This window comes from Pantoea sp. B623 (genome assembly GCF_024814475.1).
Lineage (GTDB): Bacteria > Pseudomonadota > Gammaproteobacteria > Enterobacterales > Enterobacteriaceae > Pantoea > Pantoea ananatis.
Window position 1 is genome coordinate 1150956 of sequence record NZ_JANUXM010000004.1, and the last position, 22331, is coordinate 1173286.

Annotated in this window: 20 protein-coding genes and 7 tRNA genes; 25 read left to right on the forward strand and 2 right to left on the reverse strand. The window is 54.5% G+C overall.

Annotated elements, in window-relative coordinates; genetic code table 11:
- The first annotated feature begins 106 nt into the window (after nucleotides 1–106).
- From NXS97_RS07285 to NXS97_RS07315, 7 genes are all read left to right on the forward strand, one after another.
- Nucleotides 107–183, forward strand: a tRNA-Met gene (locus NXS97_RS07285).
- 10 nt (nucleotides 184–193) lie between these two features.
- A tRNA-Leu gene (locus tag NXS97_RS07290) sits at nucleotides 194–278 on the forward strand.
- A gap of 22 nt (nucleotides 279–300) precedes the next feature.
- Nucleotides 301–375, forward strand: a tRNA-Gln gene (locus NXS97_RS07295).
- A 34-nt stretch (nucleotides 376–409) separates the two neighbouring features.
- Nucleotides 410–484: transfer RNA gene (locus NXS97_RS07300), tRNA-Gln, on the forward strand.
- A 22-nt stretch (nucleotides 485–506) separates the two neighbouring features.
- Nucleotides 507–583: transfer RNA gene (locus NXS97_RS07305), tRNA-Met, on the forward strand.
- Nucleotides 584–589: 6 nt separating this feature from the next.
- Nucleotides 590–664, forward strand: a tRNA-Gln gene (locus tag NXS97_RS07310).
- A gap of 27 nt (nucleotides 665–691) precedes the next feature.
- Nucleotides 692–766: transfer RNA gene (locus tag NXS97_RS07315), tRNA-Gln, on the forward strand.
- Nucleotides 767–861: 95 nt separating this feature from the next.
- Here the strand turns inward: NXS97_RS07315 and ubiF are convergent.
- Nucleotides 862–2034 (reverse strand): 3-demethoxyubiquinol 3-hydroxylase, encoded by a 1173-nt coding sequence (ubiF, locus tag NXS97_RS07320; protein ID WP_116219544.1) that lies wholly within the window; start codon nucleotides 2032–2034, stop codon nucleotides 862–864.
- A 168-nt stretch (nucleotides 2035–2202) separates the two neighbouring features.
- On the opposite strand from ubiF, the gene miaB reads away from it, so the two are divergent.
- The 9 genes from miaB to NXS97_RS07365 all read left to right on the forward strand — a co-directional run bounded on the left by miaB (nucleotide 2203) and on the right by NXS97_RS07365 (nucleotide 11496).
- The gene (gene miaB, locus NXS97_RS07325) at nucleotides 2203–3627 is read left to right on the forward strand and encodes a tRNA (N6-isopentenyl adenosine(37)-C2)-methylthiotransferase MiaB (RefSeq protein ID WP_259231872.1); all 1425 of its coding nucleotides are present in this window, start codon (nucleotides 2203–2205) and stop codon (nucleotides 3625–3627) included.
- A gap of 207 nt (nucleotides 3628–3834) precedes the next feature.
- Complete coding sequence (locus tag NXS97_RS07330) at nucleotides 3835–4896, forward strand: PhoH family protein (RefSeq protein ID WP_116219542.1); 1062 nt, start codon at nucleotides 3835–3837, stop codon at nucleotides 4894–4896.
- Nucleotides 4893–5366: an rRNA maturation RNase YbeY gene (ybeY, locus tag NXS97_RS07335; RefSeq protein ID WP_013025028.1), complete on the forward strand. Its 474-nt coding sequence runs from the start codon at nucleotides 4893–4895 to the stop codon at nucleotides 5364–5366. The genes NXS97_RS07330 and ybeY overlap by 4 nt, the downstream gene beginning before the upstream one ends.
- A gap of 81 nt (nucleotides 5367–5447) precedes the next feature.
- Nucleotides 5448–6329, forward strand: coding sequence for a CNNM family magnesium/cobalt transport protein CorC (gene corC, locus NXS97_RS07340; protein ID WP_014593173.1), 882 nt, complete (start codon nucleotides 5448–5450; stop codon nucleotides 6327–6329).
- A gap of 4 nt (nucleotides 6330–6333) precedes the next feature.
- Nucleotides 6334–7857 (forward strand): apolipoprotein N-acyltransferase, encoded by a 1524-nt coding sequence (gene lnt, locus NXS97_RS07345; protein ID WP_026021048.1) that lies wholly within the window; start codon nucleotides 6334–6336, stop codon nucleotides 7855–7857.
- Between the two features lie 445 nt (nucleotides 7858–8302).
- Nucleotides 8303–9199, forward strand: a complete 897-nt coding sequence (locus NXS97_RS07350) for an amino acid ABC transporter substrate-binding protein (RefSeq protein ID WP_013025024.1) — start codon at nucleotides 8303–8305, stop codon at nucleotides 9197–9199.
- Nucleotides 9200–9352: 153 nt separating this feature from the next.
- On the forward strand, nucleotides 9353–10093 hold the full coding sequence (locus tag NXS97_RS07355) for an amino acid ABC transporter permease (protein WP_013025023.1): 741 nt from the start codon (nucleotides 9353–9355) through the stop codon (nucleotides 10091–10093).
- Nucleotides 10093–10770 (forward strand): glutamate/aspartate ABC transporter permease GltK, encoded by a 678-nt coding sequence (gene gltK / locus NXS97_RS07360; RefSeq protein ID WP_013025022.1) that lies wholly within the window; start codon nucleotides 10093–10095, stop codon nucleotides 10768–10770. The genes NXS97_RS07355 and gltK overlap by 1 nt, the downstream gene beginning before the upstream one ends.
- Nucleotides 10771–11496, forward strand: a complete 726-nt coding sequence (locus NXS97_RS07365; RefSeq protein ID WP_013025021.1) for an amino acid ABC transporter ATP-binding protein — start codon at nucleotides 10771–10773, stop codon at nucleotides 11494–11496.
- Nucleotides 11497–11529: 33 nt separating this feature from the next.
- Here the strand turns inward: NXS97_RS07365 and NXS97_RS07370 are convergent, their stop codons facing one another.
- Nucleotides 11530–12012: a zinc ribbon-containing protein gene (locus NXS97_RS07370; protein WP_014593169.1), complete on the reverse strand. Its 483-nt coding sequence runs from the start codon at nucleotides 12010–12012 to the stop codon at nucleotides 11530–11532.
- Nucleotides 12013–12234: 222 nt separating this feature from the next.
- On the opposite strand from NXS97_RS07370, the gene leuS reads away from it, so the two are divergent.
- From leuS to rlpA, 9 genes are all read left to right on the forward strand, one after another.
- On the forward strand, nucleotides 12235–14817 hold the full coding sequence (gene leuS, locus NXS97_RS07375) for a leucine--tRNA ligase (protein ID WP_014593168.1): 2583 nt from the start codon (nucleotides 12235–12237) through the stop codon (nucleotides 14815–14817).
- A gap of 14 nt (nucleotides 14818–14831) precedes the next feature.
- Entirely contained in the window at nucleotides 14832–15431 is a 600-nt protein-coding gene (gene lptE, locus NXS97_RS07380; RefSeq protein ID WP_014606312.1) for an LPS assembly lipoprotein LptE, read from the forward strand.
- Nucleotides 15428–16459, forward strand: coding sequence for a DNA polymerase III subunit delta (holA, locus tag NXS97_RS07385; protein ID WP_014606313.1), 1032 nt, complete (start codon nucleotides 15428–15430; stop codon nucleotides 16457–16459). The genes lptE and holA overlap by 4 nt, the downstream gene beginning before the upstream one ends.
- Nucleotides 16452–17093 carry a nicotinate-nucleotide adenylyltransferase gene (nadD, locus tag NXS97_RS07390; RefSeq protein ID WP_088900399.1) on the forward strand — a complete coding sequence of 214 codons (642 nt, stop codon included), beginning with the start codon at nucleotides 16452–16454 and terminating at the stop codon, nucleotides 17091–17093. The genes holA and nadD overlap by 8 nt, the downstream gene beginning before the upstream one ends.
- Before the next feature lie 89 nt (nucleotides 17094–17182).
- Nucleotides 17183–17500, forward strand: coding sequence for a ribosome silencing factor (rsfS, locus tag NXS97_RS07395; RefSeq protein WP_014606314.1), 318 nt, complete (start codon nucleotides 17183–17185; stop codon nucleotides 17498–17500).
- Between the two features lie 3 nt (nucleotides 17501–17503).
- The gene (gene rlmH, locus NXS97_RS07400) at nucleotides 17504–17974 is read left to right on the forward strand and encodes a 23S rRNA (pseudouridine(1915)-N(3))-methyltransferase RlmH (protein WP_013025014.1); all 471 of its coding nucleotides are present in this window, start codon (nucleotides 17504–17506) and stop codon (nucleotides 17972–17974) included.
- A 34-nt stretch (nucleotides 17975–18008) separates the two neighbouring features.
- Nucleotides 18009–19913: a peptidoglycan DD-transpeptidase MrdA gene (mrdA, locus tag NXS97_RS07405; RefSeq protein ID WP_116219541.1), complete on the forward strand. Its 1905-nt coding sequence runs from the start codon at nucleotides 18009–18011 to the stop codon at nucleotides 19911–19913.
- 8 nt (nucleotides 19914–19921) lie between these two features.
- Complete coding sequence (mrdB, locus tag NXS97_RS07410) at nucleotides 19922–21034, forward strand: peptidoglycan glycosyltransferase MrdB (protein WP_024471157.1); 1113 nt, start codon at nucleotides 19922–19924, stop codon at nucleotides 21032–21034.
- 10 nt (nucleotides 21035–21044) lie between these two features.
- Nucleotides 21045–22208, forward strand: coding sequence for an endolytic peptidoglycan transglycosylase RlpA (gene rlpA / locus NXS97_RS07415; protein WP_116219540.1), 1164 nt, complete (start codon nucleotides 21045–21047; stop codon nucleotides 22206–22208).
- The last annotated feature ends 123 nt before the right edge of the window (nucleotides 22209–22331 follow it).

Genomic DNA, 22331 nt, shown 5'->3' on the forward strand with positions numbered 1-22331 from the left:
AACAGGCGTTTGAAGGCAAAAAACGGCAAAAAACTTGTTGACGCTGTGTAGTCAACTCCGCATAATGCGCCCCGCAACGCCGATGAAGGTTGCGCGAAAAAAAGATGGCTACGTAGCTCAGCTGGTTAGAGCACAGCACTCATAATGCTGGGGTCACAGGTTCGATTCCCGTCGTAGCCACCATCTTTTTTCTGCGGGAGTGGCGAAATTGGTAGACGCACCAGATTTAGGTTCTGGCGCCGCAAGGTGTGCGAGTTCAAGTCTCGCCTCCCGCACCATTTCATGATTCGGCAGCATGGATGGGGTATCGCCAAGCGGTAAGGCACCGGTTTTTGATACCGGCATTCCCTGGTTCGAATCCAGGTACCCCAGCCAATTTCGATGTATCTCGCGGCTGCGAGTGGACGAATGGGATATCGCCAAGCGGTAAGGCACCGGTTTTTGATACCGGCATTCCCTGGTTCGAATCCAGGTATCCCAGCCATCATCGAAAGGCAGTACAATTTGGCTACGTAGCTCAGCTGGTTAGAGCACAGCACTCATAATGCTGGGGTCACAGGTTCGATTCCCGTCGTAGCCACCATTTTCTTGGGGTGTCGCCAAGCGGTAAGGCACTGGTTTCTGATACCAGCATTCCGGGGTTCGAATCCCTGCACCCCAGCCATTTTTAGACAATTTGATTTGACACCATTGGGGTGTCGCCAAGCGGTAAGGCACTGGTTTCTGATACCAGCATTCCGGGGTTCGAATCCCTGCACCCCAGCCAAATTAAGCAACAAAGCCCGCTTCTGCGGGCTTTATTGTTTTTGTCTTTCGGTCAAACAGGCCACGCATCACCTCAAGGCAACGCGCAGCCGATGCTTACAATCCCAGTGCGTATCGCAAAACCTGACGCTTCAGTACGCCTGAATGCTCAGCGGCAATGAGCCCCAGATTGCGCACCAGCTTTAGCGGCCCAACCTGGTTACTGAAGGTAAAATAGAACAGGTCCATGCCACTCTGCATCAGTAGGTTATCGTTGCGCCGCTGGCGTTGATAGCGCAGCAGTATGCGTTCGGATGACCAGTCCTCTGCTTTATCGCGCGCCTCAATCAATACGTCCATTAATGCATCGGTATCCCGATAGCCCAGATTGACGCCCTGCCCCGCCAGAGGATTAATGGTGTGCGCGGCATCCCCCACCAGCGCCAGCCCTGGCATAACATAGCGCGAGGCGTGACGACGCACCAGCGGGAAGCCCCCGGCTGCATGGGCGTGAAAGCGTCCCAGCCGTGCCGGGAAATGCCGGGCAATTTCTTTTTCCAGCTGCGCCATCGGCATAGTCTGTAGCTGACGAATGCGTGCAGCGGAGTCGTACCACACCAGAGAAGCATGGTTGCCAAACAGCGGCAGAAACGCACGTGGCCCCTGCGGCGTAAAATGCTGCCAGGTGGCATCGCCAGCGGGATGTTCACAGGTGACGCTGACCAGCAGACAGGACTGCGCGTAGCGCCAGCCACGAATGCCGATACCGGCCATTTGCCGCACCTGCGAGTTGGCACCATCGGCCCCCACGACTAATGCCGTGCTGACCGCAGCCCCATTGCTCAATGACAGCGTCCAGCCGCCATTGCAGGGCTGGAGATCGTCCATCGTCGCCGGGCACAGCAGGGTGATGCCGCGCTGTTCCATCTCTTCCCACAGGGCGCGTTGCAACACATTATTTTCAACCATGTAACCGAGTTCAGGCAGCCCCAGCGATTCGGCGTCGAAATTGACCTGCGCCGTTTGCCACTCCCAGGTTTCAAGTTTGCGATAAGGCGCACAGCGCATCGCCTCAACACGTTGCCAGACGTTGAGCTGTTTCAGGAGTGCCACGGAAGAGGATCCGACCGCGGAAATACGCACATCGGGCAGGCTGTGTGGATCAAAAGGAGGTGGTGTTGCCCGCTCTACAACCGCCACACGAAACTGGTGCTGCGTCAGACCACATGCCAGCGCGGCGCCGACCATGCCACCGCCCACTATCACCACATCAAACCGGTTATCCTGCATAACTTTTTTCCCTCTTATCTGCCGTCACTTTTCAGCGCGGTTGTCTTACGGCAAAGTGTACCGGAAAAATCAGACACGATCAGAAAAGCCCTCAGGCTGGTCACATCCGCAGCAAAGCATTACAATACGCCCCCAGCACTTCACTGCACTGATTTAATGGCTAGCTCGATGACAAAAAAACTGCATATCAAAACCTGGGGATGTCAGATGAATGAGTACGATTCATCTAAGATGTCTGACCTACTGAACAGCACGCACGGCTATACCCTGACAGAGGAAGCCGAAGAGGCGGATATTCTGCTGCTCAACACCTGCTCTATCCGCGAGAAAGCGCAGGAGAAGGTCTTCCACCAGTTGGGGCGCTGGAAAAAACTGAAAGAGCGCAACCCGGATTTGATTATCGGTGTCGGCGGCTGCGTTGCGTCACAGGAAGGCGATCATATTCGCCAGCGTGCGCCGTGCGTGGACATCGTCTTTGGTCCGCAAACCCTGCACCGTCTGCCCGAAATGATCAACACAGTGCGCGGCAGCAAAAGTCCGGTTGTGGATATCAGCTTCCCGGAAATCGAAAAGTTTGACCGCCTGCCTGAACCGCGTGCCGAAGGGCCAACCGCGTTTGTCTCCATCATGGAAGGCTGCAACAAATACTGTACGTTCTGCGTGGTGCCTTATACCCGCGGCGAAGAAGTCAGCCGTCCCTCAGATGATATTCTGCTGGAGATCGCCCAACTGGCTGCACAGGGGGTTCGCGAGGTCAACCTGCTCGGTCAGAACGTCAACGCCTATCGCGGCGCAACCTTCGATGGTGACGTTTGCACCTTTGCTGAGCTGTTGCGTCTGGTCGCGGCCATTGACGGCATTGACCGCATTCGTTTCACCACCAGCCACCCGATTGAATTCACTGATGACATCATTGAGGTCTATCGCGATACGCCAGAGTTGGTGAGCTTCCTGCATCTGCCCGTACAGAGCGGTGCCGACCGTATTCTGACGATGATGAAGCGTGCGCATACCGCGCTGGAATACAAGGCCATCATTCGCAAACTGCGGGCGGCGCGTCCGGATATTGAAATCAGCTCTGACTTTATCATTGGCTTCCCGGGGGAAACCCAGCAGGACTTTGAACAGACCATGAAGCTGATTGGCGATATCAACTTTGATATGAGCTACAGCTTTATCTACTCCGCGCGTCCCGGTACACCGGCGGCAGACCTGCCTGACGACGTCAGCGAAGACGAGAAGAAACAGCGTCTCTATATTCTGCAGGAACGTATCAATCAGCAGGCGATGGCCATCAGCCGTCGTATGATGGGCAGCGTGCAGCGCATTCTGGTCGAGGGCATCTCACGTAAAAACGTGATGGAGCTGACTGGCCGCACCGAAAACAACCGTGTGGTCAACTTCAAAGGGCCCGTGGAGATGATTGGTAAATTTGCCGACGTGGAAATCGTGGACGTTTATACCAACTCACTGCGCGGCAAGCTGGTGCGTACAGAAGAGGAACTGGGCCTGCGTGTGGCAGAAAGCCCGGCGTCCGTTATCGCCCGTACCCGCAAGGAAAACGACATCGGCGTTGGCGTATTCCAGCCCTGATGCTTCGTTTTGTGCGGCGGCCCAGCATTCGCCGCCGCACATTCTGCTGTTTTGCACTTGGTTTATGCCAGTGCCGCCCAAATATCACTTCACAAGCTTGCGCCCCGGCGCTACCGCATAAATAATTTCGTTACGATGCATCCGCTTAACGCGTTTGATGCAGCAGCAAACCCTTTCAACTGGCCCTGAGTGACCCAAAGGATTCGTTTGAATATTGAAACCCGTGAAATCGCCCTTGAACCGGCTGATAACCGCCGTCTGATGAGCCTGTGTGGTCCGTTCGACGATAATGTGAAACAGCTGGAACGTCGTCTTGGCATTGAGATTAATCGCCGTGACAACCAGTTTAAACTGGTTGGTCGGGTGCTGTGTGTGAATGCCGCGGTTGAAATCCTGAAAACGCTCTATGTCGATACTGCGCCAGTGCGCGGGGAGATCCCGGATATTGAGCCTGAACAGATTCACCTGGCGATTAAAGAGAGCCGGGTGCTGGAACAAACGGCGGAAAGCGTGCCGGACTATGGTAAGGCGGTCAACATTAAGACCAAACGTGGCGTCATTAAGCCACGTACGCCGAATCAGGCACAGTACATTGCGAATGTTCTCGACCATGACATCACCTTTGGCGTGGGTCCGGCCGGTACGGGTAAAACCTATCTGGCCGTGGCCGCCGCGGTCGATGCGCTTGAGCGTCAGGAGATTCGACGTATCCTGCTGACGCGTCCCGCGGTCGAAGCGGGGGAAAAACTGGGCTTTCTGCCGGGCGACCTGAGTCAGAAAGTGGACCCGTATCTGCGCCCTCTTTATGACGCCCTGTTTGAGATGTTGGGATTCGAAAAGGTCGAGAAACTCATGGAGCGCAACGTCATTGAAGTGGCCCCGCTGGCCTACATGCGCGGCCGTACGCTCAATGACGCCTTCATTATTCTTGATGAAAGTCAGAACACCACTATCGAGCAGATGAAGATGTTTCTGACCCGTATTGGCTTTAACTCTAAAGCGGTCATCACCGGTGACGTGACGCAGATTGACCTGCCGCGCCACACGAAATCCGGTTTACGTCACGCCATTGAGGTGCTGTCTGAAGTGGAAGAGATCAGCTTCAACTTCTTCCACAGCGAAGACGTTGTGCGTCATCCCGTAGTGGCACGCATTGTGACCGCTTATGAAGCCTGGGAAGAAGCCGATCAAAAACGCCGCGATCAGCAAGCGGAAGAGCGTAAACGTGATGCCCTTGCGGCCCAGCACAGCGCCCAGGAGAATTCATGAGCGACGTGATCCTCGATCTGCAGCTGGCCTGCGAGCAGACCGATAATTTACCGACTGAAAGCCAGTTTCAACGCTGGCTGGAAGCGGCGGTAACGCCCTTCCAGCCAGAAAGTGAAGTGACCATTCGTCTGGTGGATGAAGCCGAAAGCCATGAACTTAATCTGACCTATCGGGGCAAAGATAAACCAACCAATGTGCTGTCATTTCCCTTTGAAGCCCCGCCCGGCATTGAATTACCGCTGTTAGGCGATCTGATCATTTGTCGTCAGGTCGTTGAGCAGGAAGCGCAGGAGCAGGGAAAAACCCCAGAAGCCCACTGGGCGCACATGGTGATCCATGGCACGCTGCATCTGTTGGGTTATGATCACATTGAAGACAGTGAAGCCGAAGAGATGGAAGGTATTGAGACAGAGATAATGCTTGCTCTTGGTTATCCTGATCCGTACATTTCGGAGAAAGAAAACACCTGAGTATCTGATTCAGGCCACCCTGCTGCTGGTGAACAGGCCGGCAGCGTAATTTCCTTACCAGAGAGATCTTTAAAAACCGCCATGAGCGACGACCATTCTCAAAACAGCGATGCACCCAGTAGTAAAAAGGGATTTTTTTCCCTTCTCATCAACCAACTGTTCCACGGTGAACCTAAAAACCGTGACGAGCTACTGGGCCTGATCCGTGACTCCAATCAAAAAGATCTGATTGATCAGGATACCCGGGACATGCTCGAGGGCGTGCTGGATATTGCAGAACAGCGCGTGCGTGACATCATGATCCCCCGCTCCCAGATGATTACGCTGAAACGTAATCAGAACCTGGAAGAGTGCCTCAGCGTGATTATCGATTCCGCGCACTCCCGCTTTCCGGTCATCAGCGAAGACAAAGACCACGTTGAAGGGATCCTGATGGCGAAAGATCTGCTGCCGTTTATGAGCAGCGAATCTGAGCCTTTCAGCGTGGAAAAAGTCCTGCGTCCGGCGGTCGTGGTCCCTGAGAGCAAGCGCGTTGACCGCATGCTGAAAGAGTTTCGCTCACAGCGCTATCATATGGCGATTGTGATCGATGAGTTTGGTGGTGTGTCCGGGCTGGTCACGATTGAAGATATTCTGGAACTGATCGTGGGCGAAATCGAAGACGAATATGACGATGAAGAAGATCGTGATATCCGCCAGCTCAACCGTCAGACTTATACCGTTCGCGCACTTACCCCGATTGAAGATTTCAACGAGGTATTTGGCACCCAGTTCAGCGACGATGAAGTGGATACCATCGGTGGACTGGTGATGCAGGGCTTTGGTCACCTGCCGGCGCGCGGCGAAAGCATCGACATCGATGGTTACCAGTTCAAAGTTGCCATGGCTGACAGCCGTCGTATCATCCAGGTGCACGTAAAAATTCCGGAAAATTCGGCGCAACCTCAACTGGATGACGAATAAATTTATGGCATTAGCCTCACTTTACCAGCAGCAGCGGGTCCGTCTGCTGCTGGCTTTACTCAGCGGTGCCTGCGGCACGCTGGCGTTTTCCCCCTATGATTTTTGGCCTGCTGCCCTCGTCTCGCTGTGTGGGTTGCAAATCCTTACGTTAAACCGCACCAGCCCGCAGGCCAGCGCCATAGGTTTCATCTGGGGGTTTGGCCTTTTTGGCAGCGGGATTAACTGGGTCTATGTCAGTATCGCTACCTTTGGCGGAATGCCAGGCCCGGTTAACGTATTCCTGGTGGTTTTGCTCGCGGCTTATCTGGCCGTTTATCCGGCGCTGTTTGCCGGACTGCTCAACCGCATTTGGCCGCGAACTACCCTGTGGCGACTGGCCCTGGCCGCGCCGGCGCTGTGGCAGATCACCGAATTTTTACGCGGCTGGATATTAACCGGCTTTCCGTGGCTGCAGTTCGGCTATAGCCAGATTAACGGCCCGTTAAAAGGGATTGCGCCCCTGGCCGGTGTGGAAACCATCACCTTCCTGCTGATGATCGTTGCGGGCTTACTGGTTTATGCTCTGCAGCAACGCCATCTTAAAAGCCTGCTGGGCGCGTTGGCATTACTGGCGGTATGCTGGCCGTTACGCTATCTGCACTGGTATCAGGCGCTGCCGAAGCAGGCGGTCAACGTGGCGCTGGTACAGGGTGATATTCCCCAGTCAATGAAGTGGGATCCGCAGCAGCTGCTAAATACCCTGCGCATCTACAGCGATTTGAGTCAGCCGCTGATGGGCAAAGCCCCCATTATTATCTGGCCTGAGTCGGCCATTACCGATCTGGAAAGCAACCAGCAGCCTTTCCTGCGTTCGCTGGATAATGAACTGCGCGCGCGCGGCAGCTCGCTGGTAACCGGCATCGTCGATTCACGGCTGGAACAGAATCGTTACCACGACTACAACACGGTCATCGTGCTGGGCGGCCCGAAACCCTATAACTACTACAGCACTAACCGCTACCAAAAAAACCACCTGGTACCGTTTGGGGAATTCGTGCCCATGGCCGATCTGCTGCGTCCGCTGGCCCCTTTCTTTGATTTGCCGATGTCCGCCTTTAGCCGCGGCGCTTATTTGCAACCTCAGCTTAATGTGGCGAATTATCATCTGACCACGGCCATTTGCTATGAGATTGTGTTGGGTGAACAGGTGCGCGCCAACTTCCGTCCGGATACCAATTTCCTGTTAACCGTTTCTAACGACGCCTGGTTTGGTCACTCGATTGGCCCCTGGCAGCATTTCCAGATGGCGCGTATGCGAGCGCTGGAACTGGGCAGGCCACTTCTGCGCGGCACTAACAACGGCGTAACGGCCGTGGTAAATGCCGATGGCGATGTGGAGAAAGTGCTGCCCCAGTTCACCCGGGATGTTTTAGTGGATAACGTGACGCCCACCCGCGGTGAAACGCCCTATTCTAAAGCCGGCATCTGGCCGGTGTGGTTAGCCGCGCTGCTGAGCGGCGTCATTGCCTTTATCAGGCGTAACCGCTAATCCTCTGCGGCGAAGCGCTGTTTCGCCGCCTCTTCTTCTGTCTGCCTCTGCCTCTGCCTCTGCCTCTGCCTCTGCCTCTGCCTCTGCCTCTGCCTCTGCAGTAAAACGGCCATTTCACCCAATTGTCATTATGTTTTGGCACGATGATTGCAAAATGTTTCTGTATTCATCGACATTCGGGCCAGTTAACGGACGAGACGCACTAAAAAGAGTCCAGATGCGCACCTTTTACGTGCAATGGCGATTATTTGCCTTTTTTTGGTGCGAATGACATCGCAAAAAAGAAACTTTTTTGTTTCATTGAGTTAACAATCCGCTATGTTAGTGAATATTCTTAGCGCAGTCGCGCGAAGGGATAACAAAAAAAGCAGCGCAAAATACACACAACATCACACAATCAGTACAGGGTAGATCCTGTGCACTTTCCACATGAAGGAGTTGGAACATGCAATTACGCAAAGTGGCATTATCTCTTCTGCTGTTAAGCGCAGCGGCGGGAGCGGCCCAGGCGGAAGATCTGAGCGGTACCCTGAAGAAAATCAATGACAATGGCGTCATTGTCATCGGGCATCGTGAATCATCAGTTCCCTTTTCTTATTACGACAACCAGCAAAAAGTCGTTGGCTATTCTCAGGCGTATTCAAACGCTATCGCAGAAGCCATTAAAGCCAAGTTAAATAAGCCCGATCTGCAAATCAAAATGATCCCGATCACCTCACAAAACCGTATTCCCCTGCTGCAAAACGGCACATACGATTACGAATGTGGCTCTACCACTAACAACCTTGAGCGCCAGAAACAGGCGGCGTTCTCCGATACCATTTTTGTTATCGGCACCCGTTTGCTGGTTAAGAAAGGCAGCCCGATCAAAGATTTTGACGATTTGAAAGGCAAAACCGTTGTAGTGACCTCGGGTACCACGTCAGAAGTGCTGCTGCACAAACTGAACGACGAGAAAAAGATGGATATGCGCATCATCAGCGCCAAAGACCATGGTGATTCATTCCGCACGCTGGAAACCGGTCGCGCCGTGGCCTTTATGATGGATGATGCCCTGCTGGCAGGCGAACGCGCCAAAGCGAAAAAGCCGGATGACTGGGTCATCATCGGTACGCCACAGTCTAAAGAAGCCTATGGCTGTATGCTGCGTAAAGACGATCCGCAGTTCAAAGCCCTGGTCGATGACACCATTGCCAAAGCCCAGACCTCCGGTCAGGCAGAGAAATGGTTCGACACCTGGTTTAAACAGCCTATTCCGCCAAAAAACCTGAACATGAACTTTGAACTGTCTGACGACATGAAAACGCTGTTCAAAACGCCGAATGACAAGGCACTGAATTAACAACGATAACAAGGGCGGCCTCGTCGCCCTCTCGATTGCTGAAACCGCGGCGTGGACAGACAGCCTGAACGGGTCGTTCCCCCGAATCAGGCGAAATTAGCCGCTCATCAATCTTCAGGGTAGCTCTGCTACCCTTTTTTACCGGAGCTCGTTATGGGTATCGATTGGAACTGGGGCATATTTCTCGAACAGGCCCCGTTCGGTAATACCACCTATCTCGGCTGGCTGTGGTCCGGTTTTCAGGTGACGATTGCCGTCTCCTGTTGTGCCTGGATTATTGCTTTCTGTGTGGGTTCATTTTTCGGCATTCTGCGTACTGTGCCTAATCGTCTGTTATCAACGATAGGAACCTGCTATGTCGAACTGTTTCGTAATATCCCCCTGATTGTTCAGTTCTTCTTCTGGTATCTGGTTGCGCCAGAGTTGGTAGGACAGGATCTGGGGATGTGGTTTAAGTCGGAGCTGGATCCCAATCTGCAATTCTTTATCTCCTCTGTTGTCTGTCTGGGACTGTTCACCGCTGCCCGTGTGTGCGAGCAGGTGCGTGCAGCCATTCAGTCTTTACCGCGTGGACAAAAGAATGCCGGGCTGGCCATGGGGCTGACGCTGCCCCAAACCTATCGCTATGTGCTGTTGCCCAATGCTTACCGGGTAATCGTGCCGCCAATGACGTCAGAAATGCTTAATCTGGTGAAAAACTCGGCTATTGCCTCGACGATCGGCCTGGTGGATATGGCGGCTCAGGCCGGCAAACTGCTGGACTATTCCTCGCACGCCTACGAATCCTTTACGGCGATTACCCTGGCTTACGTGGGAATTAACCTGGTGATTATGGTACTGATGGGCCTGGTCGAACGCAAAGTGCGCCTGCCTGGCAACGTGGGAGGCAAATAATGTACGCATTTGACTGGAGTTCGATTCCTCCCAGCCTGCCTTATCTGTTCAGTGGCCTGATGATCACCTTTAAGATCACCCTGACGGCCGTTGTGTTTGGCATCCTGTGGGGCACCCTGCTGGCGGTGATGCGCCTGTCCACTTTTAAACCTGTCAGTTGGTTTGCCAAACTGTATGTCAACCTGTTCCGTTCAGTGCCGCTGGTGATGGTGCTGCTGTGGTTTTATCTGGTCGTTCCCAGCTTTTTACAGCAGGTGCTGGGGATTTCGCCCAAGACCGACATCCGCCTGATCTCAGCAATGGTGGCCTTTTCCCTGTTTGAAGCCGCCTACTATTCTGAAATCATTCGTGCCGGGATTATCAGTATCGCGCGTGGGCAGTCCAGCGCTGCGCTGGCGCTGGGAATGACGCAGTGGCAGTCGATGAGGCTGGTTATTCTTCCTCAGGCGTTTCGCGCCATGGTGCCGCTGTTACTGACGCAGGGCATCGTCCTGTTTCAGGATACCTCGCTGGTTTATGTATTGAGTCTGGCTGACTTCTTCCGTACCGCTTCCACCATTGGCGAGCGTGACGGCACCCAGGTAGAAATGATTTTGTTTGCTGGTCTGGTCTACTTTGTGATCAGCCTGAGCGCGTCGCTGTTGGTCAGCTATCTAAAAAGAAAAAGGACGGTTTAAATGATTAACCTGAAAAACGTTTCCAAGTGGTATGGTCAATTTCAGGTGCTAACCGACTGCTCTACCGAGGTTCAGACCGGTGAAGTGGTGGTGGTATGTGGACCGTCAGGTTCCGGCAAATCAACTCTGATTAAAACCGTCAATGGCCTGGAGCCGATCCAGCAGGGCAGCATTACGGTAAACGGCACAGAGGTAAACAATAAAAAAACCAATCTGGCCACGCTGCGCAGCAAAGTCGGCATGGTGTTTCAGCATTTCGAACTGTTTCCTCACCTGAGCATTATCGACAATCTGGTACTGGCGCAGGTCAAAGTGCTAAAGCGTGATAAAGCCGCCGCCCGTGATAAAGGCCTCAAGCTTCTGACTCGCGTCGGTCTGTCTGCCCATGCGGAAAAGTTTCCCGGACAGCTTTCCGGCGGTCAGCAGCAACGTGTCGCCATTGCCCGGGCGCTGTGCATGGATCCCATTGCCATGTTGTTCGATGAACCCACATCGGCGCTCGATCCTGAAATGATCAACGAAGTGCTGGACGTGATGGTGGAACTGGCGCAGGAAGGCATGACCATGATGGTTGTTACGCACGAAATGGGCTTTGCCCGTAAGGTAGCCAACCGGGTGATCTTTATGGATGAAGGCAAAATTATCGAAGACACGAATAAAGACGACTTCTTTAATAATCCGCAGTCAGAACGGGCGAAGGATTTCCTGGCAAAAATTCTGCACTAAAAAACAGGCGGGCACCCTGCCCGCCTGCTTCTTTTACGGCTCAAAAGGCTGACGATAAAACTGATCGTGGTGACATTCCGGGCAGCGCGACAGGGTTTCTGGCGTATAAATCGCCCGGGTAAAATGGCATTTTTCGCAGACCAGGTTGCCCAGGCCCACCACCTCACCACTTTGGTAAACGCCGTGGTGTTGCAAATCCTGAAAGACTTCCCGCCATTCCAGCTGACTTTTATCGGTGATGTCCGCCAGCTCTTTCCAGATACTTTCCCGGATCACGCGCATAAAGACCGAGTCCGCAACCGGTTCTTCTGCTTCGGCATAGTTACGACCAAACTCAGCCAAATCGCGGCGCACCGACGCCAGCGCCCGATCGATTTCGTCCGGTGTCAGATCGGAGTGCGCACGTAAATAACTGCGTCTATCTTCTACCAGCGTATCCAGATCGCGATCGCCGTGGCGAAGACGTTCGGTTAATACCGCCAACGACTCATGATACTCCTGTGCCACTTTATTCATTTTATTCTCCTTTTTGCGCTCGGTACCTGTACTAAGTTTAGCTACTTTGTCACATTTGCCCGGTTCCCTGGGTAAGGAATGGTAAAAGAGTGAAAGCACTGACGCTTTGACGATAAATCGCCTCTGCAAAAGTGGGAAGTGTTGTTGATGCGCGGCCTTATGGGTATGCTATGCGGATCGTAAAGTCAGCAAAGTGTCATTTATTAAGGACCACAGGCAGCCATGCAAGAGCAATACCGCCCGGAAGAGATTGAATCCCGCGTTCAGCAGCAGTGGGATGAAAACGAAACGTTTAAAGTGACTGAGCAGGAAGGCAAAGAGAAATATTATTGCCTGTCCATGTTGCCCTATCCTTCTGGCCGCCTTCATATGGGTCACGTTCGTAACTACACCATCGGCGACGTCATCGCGCGTTATCAGCGCATGCTCGGCAAAAATGTGCTGCAGCCTATCGGTTGGGATGCGTTCGGTCTGCCTGCGGAAGGCGCGGCGGTAAAAAACAACACCGCGCCCGCCCCCTGGACTTATGACAACATCGCGTATATGAAAAACCAGCTTAAACTGCTGGGCTTTGGCTATGACTGGAGCCGCGAACTGGCGACCTGTCAGCCAGAGTATTACCGCTGGGAACAGTGGTTCTTTACCAAACTCTATGAGAAAGGCCTGGTTTACAAAAAAACCTCGGCGGTGAACTGGTGCCCGAACGACCAGACGGTACTGGCCAACGAGCAGGTTATTGACGGCTGCTGCTGGCGCTGTGACACCAAAGTTGAGCGTAAAGAGATCCCACAGTGGTTTATCAAAATCACCGATTACGCCGAAGAGCTGTTAAACGATCTGGATACGCTGGAAGAGTGGCCTGAGCAGGTCAAAACCATGCAGCGTAACTGGATCGGCCGCTCTGAAGGCGTGGAAATCACTTTTGACGTCGCGGACAGCCTTGAGAAAGTCACGGTTTATACCACGCGTCCAGATACCTTCTACGGCGCGACCTATGTCGCCGTGGCCGCCGGTCATCCGCTGGCGCTGCAGGCGGCTGCCAGCAATCCTGCCCTCGCTGACTTTATTGCCGAATGCCGCAATACCAAAGTGGCCGAAGCCGATATGGCCACCATGGAAAAGAAAGGCATGGCCACTGGCCTGTCTGCGGTGCACCCGTTAACAGGTGAGGCTGTTCCTGTCTGGGTCGCGAACTTTGTGCTGATGGAGTACGGCACGGGTGCCGTGATGGCGGTTCCGGCACATGACCAGCGTGACTGGGAGTTTGCCACGAAATACGATCTGCCGATCAAGCCGGTGATCCTGAACCTGGACGGCAGCGAGCCGGACGTAAGCACTGGCGCGATGACCGATAAAGGTACGCTGTTTAACTCCGCCGAGTGCAGCGGTCTGGATCACAGTGCCGGTTTCAACGCCATTGCGGATGCGCTGGCGGCGAAAGGTGTTGGCGTACGTAAAGTCAATTATCGCCTGCGCGACTGGGGTGTTTCCCGTCAGCGCTACTGGGGCGCGCCCATTCCGATGGTGACGCTGGAAGATGGCACCGTGATGCCCACGCCAGAAGATCAGCTTCCGGTTATCCTGCCTGAAGATGTGGTCATGGACGGCATCACCAGCCCGATTAAGGCCGATCCCGAGTGGGCAAAGACCACCGTGAACGGTCAGCCTGCGCTGCGCGAAACCGATACCTTTGACACCTTCATGGAGTCTTCATGGTATTACGCGCGCTACACCTGTGCGGACTATAAAGATGGCATGCTGGACCCGGCTGCAGCGAACTACTGGCTGCCAGTGGATCAGTATGTGGGCGGTATCGAACACGCCATCATGCACCTGATGTATTTCCGTTTCTTCCATAAGCTGCTGCGCGATGCAGGCCTGGTAAACTCGAATGAGCCTGCTAAACGTCTGCTGTGCCAGGGCATGGTATTGGCGGATGCGTTCTACTATCTGGGCGTCAACGGCGAACGTAACTGGGTGTCTCCAGTTGACGTCACCGTCGAGCGTGATGAGAAAGGCCGCATTACCAAAGCCGTGGACACCCAGGGCCGTGAGGTGATCTACGCAGGCATGAGCAAAATGTCGAAGTCGAAAAACAACGGCATTGACCCACAGTTGATGGTTGAGCGCTACGGCGCCGATACCGTACGTCTGTTTATGATGTTTGCCTCACCGGCCGACATGACGCTGGAGTGGCAGGAATCCGGTGTTGAAGGCGCGAACCGCTTCCTGAAGCGCGTCTGGAAACTGGCCTATGACCATTCACAGAAAGGCGCGACTGTCGCTCTGGACGTTGCCAGCCTGAACGATGATCAGAAAGGCTTACGTCGCGATCTGCATAAAACTATTGCCAAAGTGTCCGACGATATCGGCCGCCGTCAGACCTTTAACACCGCGATTGCCGCCGTGATGGAACTGATGAACAAGCTGACGCGTGCACCACAGGACAGCGAACAGGATCGTGCACTGATGCAGGAAGCGTTACTCGCCGTGACGCGTTTACTGTATCCGTTCACGCCTCATGCCTGCTTCGTACTGTGGCAAACGCTGGGCGGCCAAGGCACCATCGACAATGCAGAATGGCCGGTTGCCGATGACGCCGCGATGGTTGAGGACGCCTTATTGGTTGTCGTGCAGGTTAACGGTAAAGTCCGTGGTAAAATTACCGTGGCAGCCGATGCTACCCAGGAACAGGTTCAGGCTCGTGCGGCTGAGGAACCATTAGTGGCGAAATACCTTGATGGTGTTAGCATTCGTAAAGTCATTTATGTACCGGGCAAACTGCTTAACCTGGTTGTGGGTTAAGTTCAGGAGGAACTGTGCGACATCCGATTATCAGGTTGTTTGTCATGCTGGCGGTGGTGATCACCGCTGGCTGTGGTTTTCATCCGCGCGGCACCACTCAGGTGCCAACCGAACTGAGAACGCTGATTTTAGACAGTGGTGACCCTTATGGCCCGCTGACGCGTACCGTGCGCCAGCAGCTGCGGATTAACAACGTCAATATTGTTGAGGCGACGCAGAAAAACAGCCTGACCGTCCCGACGATGCGTCTTGGTGGAGAAGCACAAAGCCGCAGTACCGCATCCGTATTTATCAGCGGTACCACAGCGGAATATCAGTTGACGATGTCGGTTTCTGCTCAGGTGCTGATCCCCAATAAAGGGATCTATCCGATCAGCGCAACCGTCTACCGCTCGTTCTTTGATAACCCGAACGCGGCGCTGGCGAAAGATGCTGAGCAGGACATGATTATGCAGGAGATGCGTCAGCGCGCTGCCGAACAGCTGGTTCGTAAGCTGCTTACCGTGCATGCCGCGCAGATGGAAAATCAGCAGATGCCCTCTACATCGACGGTTTCAAAAGCGGTTCAGCCTGCTGCCGGGGTCTCTTCCTCTGCGGCAACCAAGTCGAAATGATCAGGATTTATCCGGAACAACTCAGCGCGCAGCTCCGTGAGGGGCTGCGCGCCTGTTATTTATTAACCGGTAATGAACCCTTGCTGTTGCAGGAAAGTGCAGATGCGATTCGGGCCAGTGCCCTGGCACAGGGCTTTGAAGAACATCTGAGTTTTACACTGGATGCGCAGACCGACTGGGACAGCCTGTTTATGAGCTGCCAGTCGCTGAGCCTGTTTGCCCAGCGTCAAACGTTAACGTTGCAGTTCCCGGAAAATGGCCCTAACGCGGCGATTGCCGAGCAGTTGATCAAGCTGGCCCCGCTGCTTCACGCCGATATTTTGCTGATTTGCCGAATGGCGAAGCTCAGTAAAGCCCAGGAAAACAGTGCCTGGTTTAAAGCGCTTTCCGCTCATGCCGTGCTGGTCCCCTGCCAGACACCCGAACAGGCTCAGCTCCCCCGCTGGGTTGTCAGCCGAGCAAAAACCCTCAAGCTCGATATCGATGACGCGGCCGTCCAGCTGTTGTGTTACTGCTATGAAGGTAATCTGCTGGCTCTGGCCCAGGCGCTTGAACGGCTGTCACTGCAATGGCCCGATGGCAAACTGACCCTGCCGCGCGTTGAAGCCGCCGTCAGCGATGCCGCTCACTTCACGCCCTACCACTGGGTGGATGCGCTACTCGGCGGCAAAAGCCGCCGCGCCTTACACATCCTGCAGCAGTTAGAAAGAGAAGAGAGCGAAGTGGCGATATTGCTCCGCACCCTGCAGCGCGATTTGATGACCCTGCTGCATCTGCAACGGCATCAGTCGCAACAGCCGCTGCGTACGCTAATGGATCAGCAGCGTATCTGGCAAAACCGTCGCAACCTGTTTACGGAAGCACTTCAGCGCCTTGATGCCTCCAGGCTACAGCAGGCCATTCATCTGTTGATGCAAATCGAACTTACTCTAAAGCAGGATTATGGTCAGTCGGTCTGGCCGCAGTTGCAGACGCTGTCGATGTTGATTGCCAATCGCGCTTTCCCTGCGAGCCTCGCCCATGTCTGATTTACACGCGCTGTTTGGCGGTACCTTCGATCCTGTGCATTTTGGTCATCTGCGCCCGGTGGAAACGCTGGCCGGGCAAATTGGCCTGTCGAGGATCACACTGCTGCCCAATAATGTGCCGCCGCACCGGCCCCAACCAGAGGCCAGTCCGCAGCAGCGGGTTGAAATGCTCGAGTGCGCTATTCGCGATTTGCCGCTTTTTGACATCGACACGCGGGAATTACAACGTGATACGCCCTCGTGGACGGTCGATACCTTAGAAGCGCTGCGTGCCGAACGGGGTGAACAACCTCTGGGTTTTATTATTGGTCAGGACTCTCTGCTGTCGCTGGAAAAATGGCATCGCTGGCAGGAGCTGCTTAGCCTGTGCCATCTTTTGGTCTGCAAGCGACCGGGCTATCCGACGGAAATGGCGTCTCCAGCAATGCAACGCTGGCTGAACCGCCATGTAACACAAGACAGCCAGCAGCTTCACCAACGTCCTGCAGGGGCGATCTGGCTGGCGGAAACCCCGCTTTATGCAATATCGGCCACCGAGATCAGACAGCGCCGCCATCAGCACCTCGCCTGCGACGATTTATTGCCCGCCTCTGTGATAACCTACATCGACCGCGCCGGCTTATATCGCGACTGATATGGGCGTGATATACTGCGCCGCTAAATTTTTTGGCTGTCTTCCGGGTTTCAGCCAGCCCGCTATCACCAGTTTTGAAGGGGAACCTTTTGCAAGGTAAAGCACTCCAAGAGTTCGTTGTTGATAAGATTGATGATTTGAAAGGCCAGAACATCGTGACTCTCGACGTTCAGGGCAAATCGAGCATCACTGATTTCATGATCATTTGTACCGGTACCTCAACGCGCCACGTGACCTCTATCGCGGAACACGTCGAGCAGGAATCCCGTGCCGCTGGCCTGATGCCGCTGGGCGTGGAAGGTAAAGCCGCCGCTGACTGGGTCGTTGTGGATTTGGGCGAAGTGATCGTGCACGTCATGCAGGAAGAGAGCCGTCAGTTGTATGAACTGGAAAAGCTCTGGGGTTAAGCGGTGAAATTGCAGCTTGTTGCCGTCGGCACCAAAATGCCTGACTGGGTTCAGACCGGTTTTATGGAATACCTGCGTCGGTTTCCCAAAGACATGCCGTTTGAGTTAACGGAAGTCCCTGCGGGGAAACGGGGGAAAAATGCCGACATCAAACGCATTCTGGAAAAGGAAGGCGAAGCGATGCTGGCAGCGACAGGTAAAGGCAACCGCATTGTGACGCTGGATATCCCCGGACAACCCTGGGAAACCCCACAGCTGGCGCAGCAGCTGGAACGCTGGAAGCAGGATGGCCGTGACGTCAGCCTGTTGATTGGCGGGCCTGAAGGATTAGCGCCGGCCTGTAAAGCGGCGGCGGAACAAAGCTGGTCTCTCTCAACGTTAACGTTGCCTCATCCGCTGGTGCGCGTGCTGGTTGCAGAGAGCCTCTATCGTGCATGGAGCATTACGACAAATCATCCTTATCATCGTGAATAACCGATAAGCTCACTCCAGACATTACAAGTAGCGGATGAAATTACAAAGCAACGCCTTTCGCGATTACAGCGCCGAACAAAAAGTCTTTGTCCGCAGGGCCTTTATCGCTTTTGTCGGCATCTTACTGCTCTCCTCCGTGCTGGTGGTTAATCTCTATCACCTGCAGATTTTACGTTTCGACGACTACAGTACCCGGTCAAATGAAAACCGCATTAAGCTGGTGCCGGTTGCACCCAGCCGCGGCATTATTTATGACCGTACCGGCACGCCGCTGGCCCTGAACCGTACGATTTATCAGGCAGAACTGGTGCCGGAAAAGGTCGACGATTTAAAACAAACGCTGCAAAACTTACGCCCGGTGCTCGAACTCACCGATGACGATATTGAGGCGTTTGAAAAAGAGCGTAAGCGCTCACGTCGCTTTACCTCTATCCCGGTAAAAACCGGCCTTAATGAGGTGCAGGTTGCACGCTTTGCCGTGAACCAGTACCGCTTTCCCGGCGTGGAAGTCAAAGGCTACCAGCGCCGCTACTATCCCTTTGGGCAAACCCTGACCCACGTTGTGGGCTACGTATCGAAAATCAACGATCGGGATGTGGCGCGTCTGGACAAAGAAGGGAAATGGCCAAACTATGCGGCTACGCACGATATCGGTAAACTCGGTATCGAAGCCTATTACGAAGACCTGCTGCACGGTAAAACCGGTTATGAAGAGGTTGAGGTAAACAACCGTGGCCGGGTTATTCGTCAGTTGCACGAGCAATCCCCGCAGGCCGGGCGTGATATCTATCTGACCATTGATCTGAAACTGCAGCAGTACATCGAAACGCTGTTAGCCGGCAGTCGTGCTGCAGTGGTGGTAAGCGATCCCCGCACCGGAGAAATTCTGGCCATGGTGTCCACGCCCAGTTACGATCCGAACCTGTTTGTTGACGGAATTTCCAGCAAAGACTATCGCGGATTACTGAGCGATGAAAACCGTCCACTGTATAACCGCGCGATTCAGGCCGCCTATCCGCCAGCCTCAACGGTCAAACCCTATGTCGCCGTTTCCGCGCTCAGCGCAGGCGTTATCAACCGAAATACCAGCCTGTTCGATCCCGGCTGGTGGCAACTGCCCGGCTCTGAAAAACGCTATCGCGACTGGAAAAAGTGGGGCCACGGTCGTCTGAACGTCACCAGATCGCTGGAAGAGTCTGCGGACACCTTCTTTTATCAGGTCGCCTATGACATGGGCATCGATCGCCTGTCGGAGTGGATGACCAAATTCGGCTACGGTGAACGTACGGGCATTGATTTACCCCAAGAGAGCGCGGGTAACATGCCGACGCGTGACTGGAAAATGCGCCGCTTTAAAAAGCCCTGGTATCAGGGTGATACCATTCCTGTTGGTATCGGTCAGGGCTACTGGACGGCAACACCATTGCAGATGAACAAAGCGATGATGATCCTCATCAACGACGGGGTTATCAAAGTGCCGCATATGCTGCGCGCCACGCGCGAAGGCCGCACCCTGGTGCCTTATCGTCAACCGCCTTCCCAGCCGATAGGCGATATCCACTCGGGCTACTGGGAAATTGCCAAAGACGGGATGTATGGCGTGGCCAATCGCCCCAATGGTACGGCTCACAAGAGCTTTGCCGATGCGCCATACAAAATTGCCGCGAAATCGGGTACGGCTCAGGTCTTCGGTCTGAAAGAGAACGAAACCTATAACGCACACAAAATCGCAGAACGCCTGCGTGACCACAAGCTGATGACCGCGTTTGCCCCTTACGATAAACCGCGTGTCGCCGTGACCATGATTCTGGAAAACGGCGGAGCCGGACCCGCCGTAGGCACGGTAATGCGTCAGATACTGGATCACATCATGTTAGGTGACAATAATACTGCCCTGCCGAATGCGGCCCCCACACCGCCAGGCTACGAAGGTGAATAATCATGTCGATGAATGACAGCCCGCAGAAGCGGTCAATATGGATGCGCATGCATATTGATCCGCTATTTATGCTGATTATCCTCGCGCTGCTGACCTTTAGCGCCATTGTTATCTGGAGCGCCAGCGGTCAGGATCCCGGCATGATGGAGCGTAAGCTCGGCCAGATCGCCATGGGGCTGATCATTATGCTGGTGCTCGCCCAGGTCCCGCCCCGGGTATACGAAGGCTGGGCGCCTTACCTGTATATTGTCAGTGTCATCCTGCTCGTCGCCGTGGATGCCTTTGGCCAAATCAGTAAAGGGGCGCAGCGTTGGCTGGACCTGGGTTTTATCCGCTTCCAGCCCTCTGAGATCGCTAAAATCGCCGTTCCTTTAATGGTCGCGCGCTTTATCAACCGCGACGTGTGCCCACCGACCCTGAAAAACACCGCCATCGCTCTGGTGCTGATTTTCCTTCCTACGCTGTTAGTGGCCGCGCAGCCTGACCTCGGAACCTCGATTCTGGTCGCGGCCTCGGGATTATTTGTGCTGTTCCTCTCTGGCATGAGCTGGAAGCTGATTGGTATCGCCGTCCTGTTAGTTGCGGCCTTTATCCCCATATTGTGGTTCTTCCTGATGCATGACTATCAGCGAGACCGCGTGATGATGCTGCTCGATCCCGAAAGCGATCCGCTTGGCGCGGGTTACCACATTATTCAGTCTAAAATCGCTATTGGCTCTGGCGGACTGCGCGGTAAAGGCTGGCTGCATGGTACGCAATCACAGCTGGAGTTCTTACCGGAGCGTCACACCGACTTCATTTTCGCCGTGCTGGCAGAAGAGCTGGGACTGGTGGGCGTACTGTTGCTGCTGGTGCTGTACCTGCTGTTGATTATGCGTGGACTCATCGTGGCTGCCCGTGCGCAAACCACCTTTGGCCGGGTGATGGCCGGGGGGTTAATGTTGATTTTATTCGTCTATGTTTTCGTTAACATTGGTATGGTTAGTGGTATCTTACCGGTGGTTGGCGTTCCGTTGCCGCTGGTCAGCTACGGCGGCTCGGCGCTTATTGTGCTTATGGCGGGATTTGGCATCGTAATGTCGATCCACACACACCGAAAAATGTTATCTAAAAGTGTTTAAGAGGTCGCAGATGCGTAAGGACTGGCTTGGCGTTGTATTGGCTTCAATGGTTTTAGCTGCATGTTCTACCCAGGAACCGCAACAACAAAGTGCGCCCCCCCAGCCTGCCTATAACGGCCCGGTGGTAGAGATTCCTGGCGTTGAGCCTCGTTATGAGCCGGTCAATCCGTCGACCAATCAGGACTACAGCGTCAACGGTAAAAACTACCGTATCATCAAAAATCCGGCCAACTACAGTGAAGTGGGGCTGGCCGCCTGGTACGGTGAGGAAGCCCAGGGTAATCGTACTGCGACGGGCGAGACCTTTGATCCCGATGCCCTGACGGCTGCCCATCCAACGCTGCCCCTGCCCAGCTACGTTCGCGTGACAAACCTGGCAAACGGCCGCCAGATTGTGGTGCGGGTTAACGATCGCGGCCCGTATACGCCGGGACGCATTATCGATCTGTCCCGTGCGGCAGGTGACCGCCTGAATATCTCCAACAATTCCCGCGTGCGGGTTGATTACATCAGTGTCGCACCGGATGGCACGCTTTCCGGCCCCGGCACCATCGGCACCGTCGTGGCAAAACAGAGCTATGCCCTGCCTGCGCGTCCCGACCTGAACGGTCCGGTCATGAGCAGCCCACAAGGCATGAGCGGTGGCAGTCAACCCATCATGAACGGTAGCAGCCAGCCGCAGACCGCCCCGGTCGCTGAACCCGAGGCTCAGGATATTTCACCCGTCAGCAATGCGACGCTGCAAAGCAATAATGCTATGGGCGCGCCGGTGCAAAGTAGCGGCTTCCTGGGCGCGCCGCAGCCGTTACCCAGCGGCGTGCTGGAAAGCAGTGAGCCCGCTGCCAGCACCCCTGTCGCAGCCGCGCCTGTTGCCGCTGCGCCGGTTGCGGCCAGTGCCGCCGCATCACCCCGCCAGCCCGCCGCCAGTCAGAGTGCCTCATCCCTTTCAGGCTATGTCGTTCAGGTGAGTGCCATTAATGATGCAGCACGTGCCCGGCAGTTAGTTAACAGTTTACGCCAGCGCTTTGGCGTTCCTGGCGCTGTGGAAAACGCAGGCAATGTGTACCGCGTGCAGCTTGGTGGTTATAAAACCCGTGCAGAAGCCGTGGCCTTACAGCAACGGCTGAGCAGCGAAGGCCAGAGTGCGGCCTTCGTTACCACCGCAGGTCGTTAATCGACAGAGGTTACCGTAACAGGTAACCTCTGCTAACAACTCATTCACTAAGCCGGATGTCTGAAAATCAGGCATTTGTTATGATGAGTGACTTTTTTAAACCTTAAACCCATGGATGTTGTC

Bases quoted from the DNA above. Each gene is read 5' to 3' on its own strand.
- holA (WP_014606313.1), top strand. From the start codon at position 15,428: ATGATCAGGATTTATCCGGAACAACTCAGCGCGCAGCTCCGTGAGGGG.
- ubiF (WP_116219544.1), bottom strand. From the start codon at position 2,034: ATGCAGGATAACCGGTTTGATGTGGTGATAGTGGGCGGTGGCATGGTC.
- corC (WP_014593173.1), top strand. From the start codon at position 5,448: ATGAGCGACGACCATTCTCAAAACAGCGATGCACCCAGTAGTAAAAAG.
- NXS97_RS07355 (WP_013025023.1), top strand. From the start codon at position 9,353: ATGGGTATCGATTGGAACTGGGGCATATTTCTCGAACAGGCCCCGTTC.
- rlpA (WP_116219540.1), top strand. From the start codon at position 21,045: ATGCGTAAGGACTGGCTTGGCGTTGTATTGGCTTCAATGGTTTTAGCT.
- gltK (WP_013025022.1), top strand. From the start codon at position 10,093: ATGTACGCATTTGACTGGAGTTCGATTCCTCCCAGCCTGCCTTATCTG.
- NXS97_RS07370 (WP_014593169.1), bottom strand. From the start codon at position 12,012: ATGAATAAAGTGGCACAGGAGTATCATGAGTCGTTGGCGGTATTAACC.
- leuS (WP_014593168.1), top strand. From the start codon at position 12,235: ATGCAAGAGCAATACCGCCCGGAAGAGATTGAATCCCGCGTTCAGCAG.
- mrdA (WP_116219541.1), top strand. From the start codon at position 18,009: ATGAAATTACAAAGCAACGCCTTTCGCGATTACAGCGCCGAACAAAAA.
- mrdB (WP_024471157.1), top strand. From the start codon at position 19,922: ATGAATGACAGCCCGCAGAAGCGGTCAATATGGATGCGCATGCATATT.
- nadD (WP_088900399.1), top strand. From the start codon at position 16,452: ATGTCTGATTTACACGCGCTGTTTGGCGGTACCTTCGATCCTGTGCAT.
- lnt (WP_026021048.1), top strand. From the start codon at position 6,334: ATGGCATTAGCCTCACTTTACCAGCAGCAGCGGGTCCGTCTGCTGCTG.
- ybeY (WP_013025028.1), top strand. From the start codon at position 4,893: ATGAGCGACGTGATCCTCGATCTGCAGCTGGCCTGCGAGCAGACCGAT.
- NXS97_RS07350 (WP_013025024.1), top strand. From the start codon at position 8,303: ATGCAATTACGCAAAGTGGCATTATCTCTTCTGCTGTTAAGCGCAGCG.
- miaB (WP_259231872.1), top strand. From the start codon at position 2,203: ATGACAAAAAAACTGCATATCAAAACCTGGGGATGTCAGATGAATGAG.
- NXS97_RS07365 (WP_013025021.1), top strand. From the start codon at position 10,771: ATGATTAACCTGAAAAACGTTTCCAAGTGGTATGGTCAATTTCAGGTG.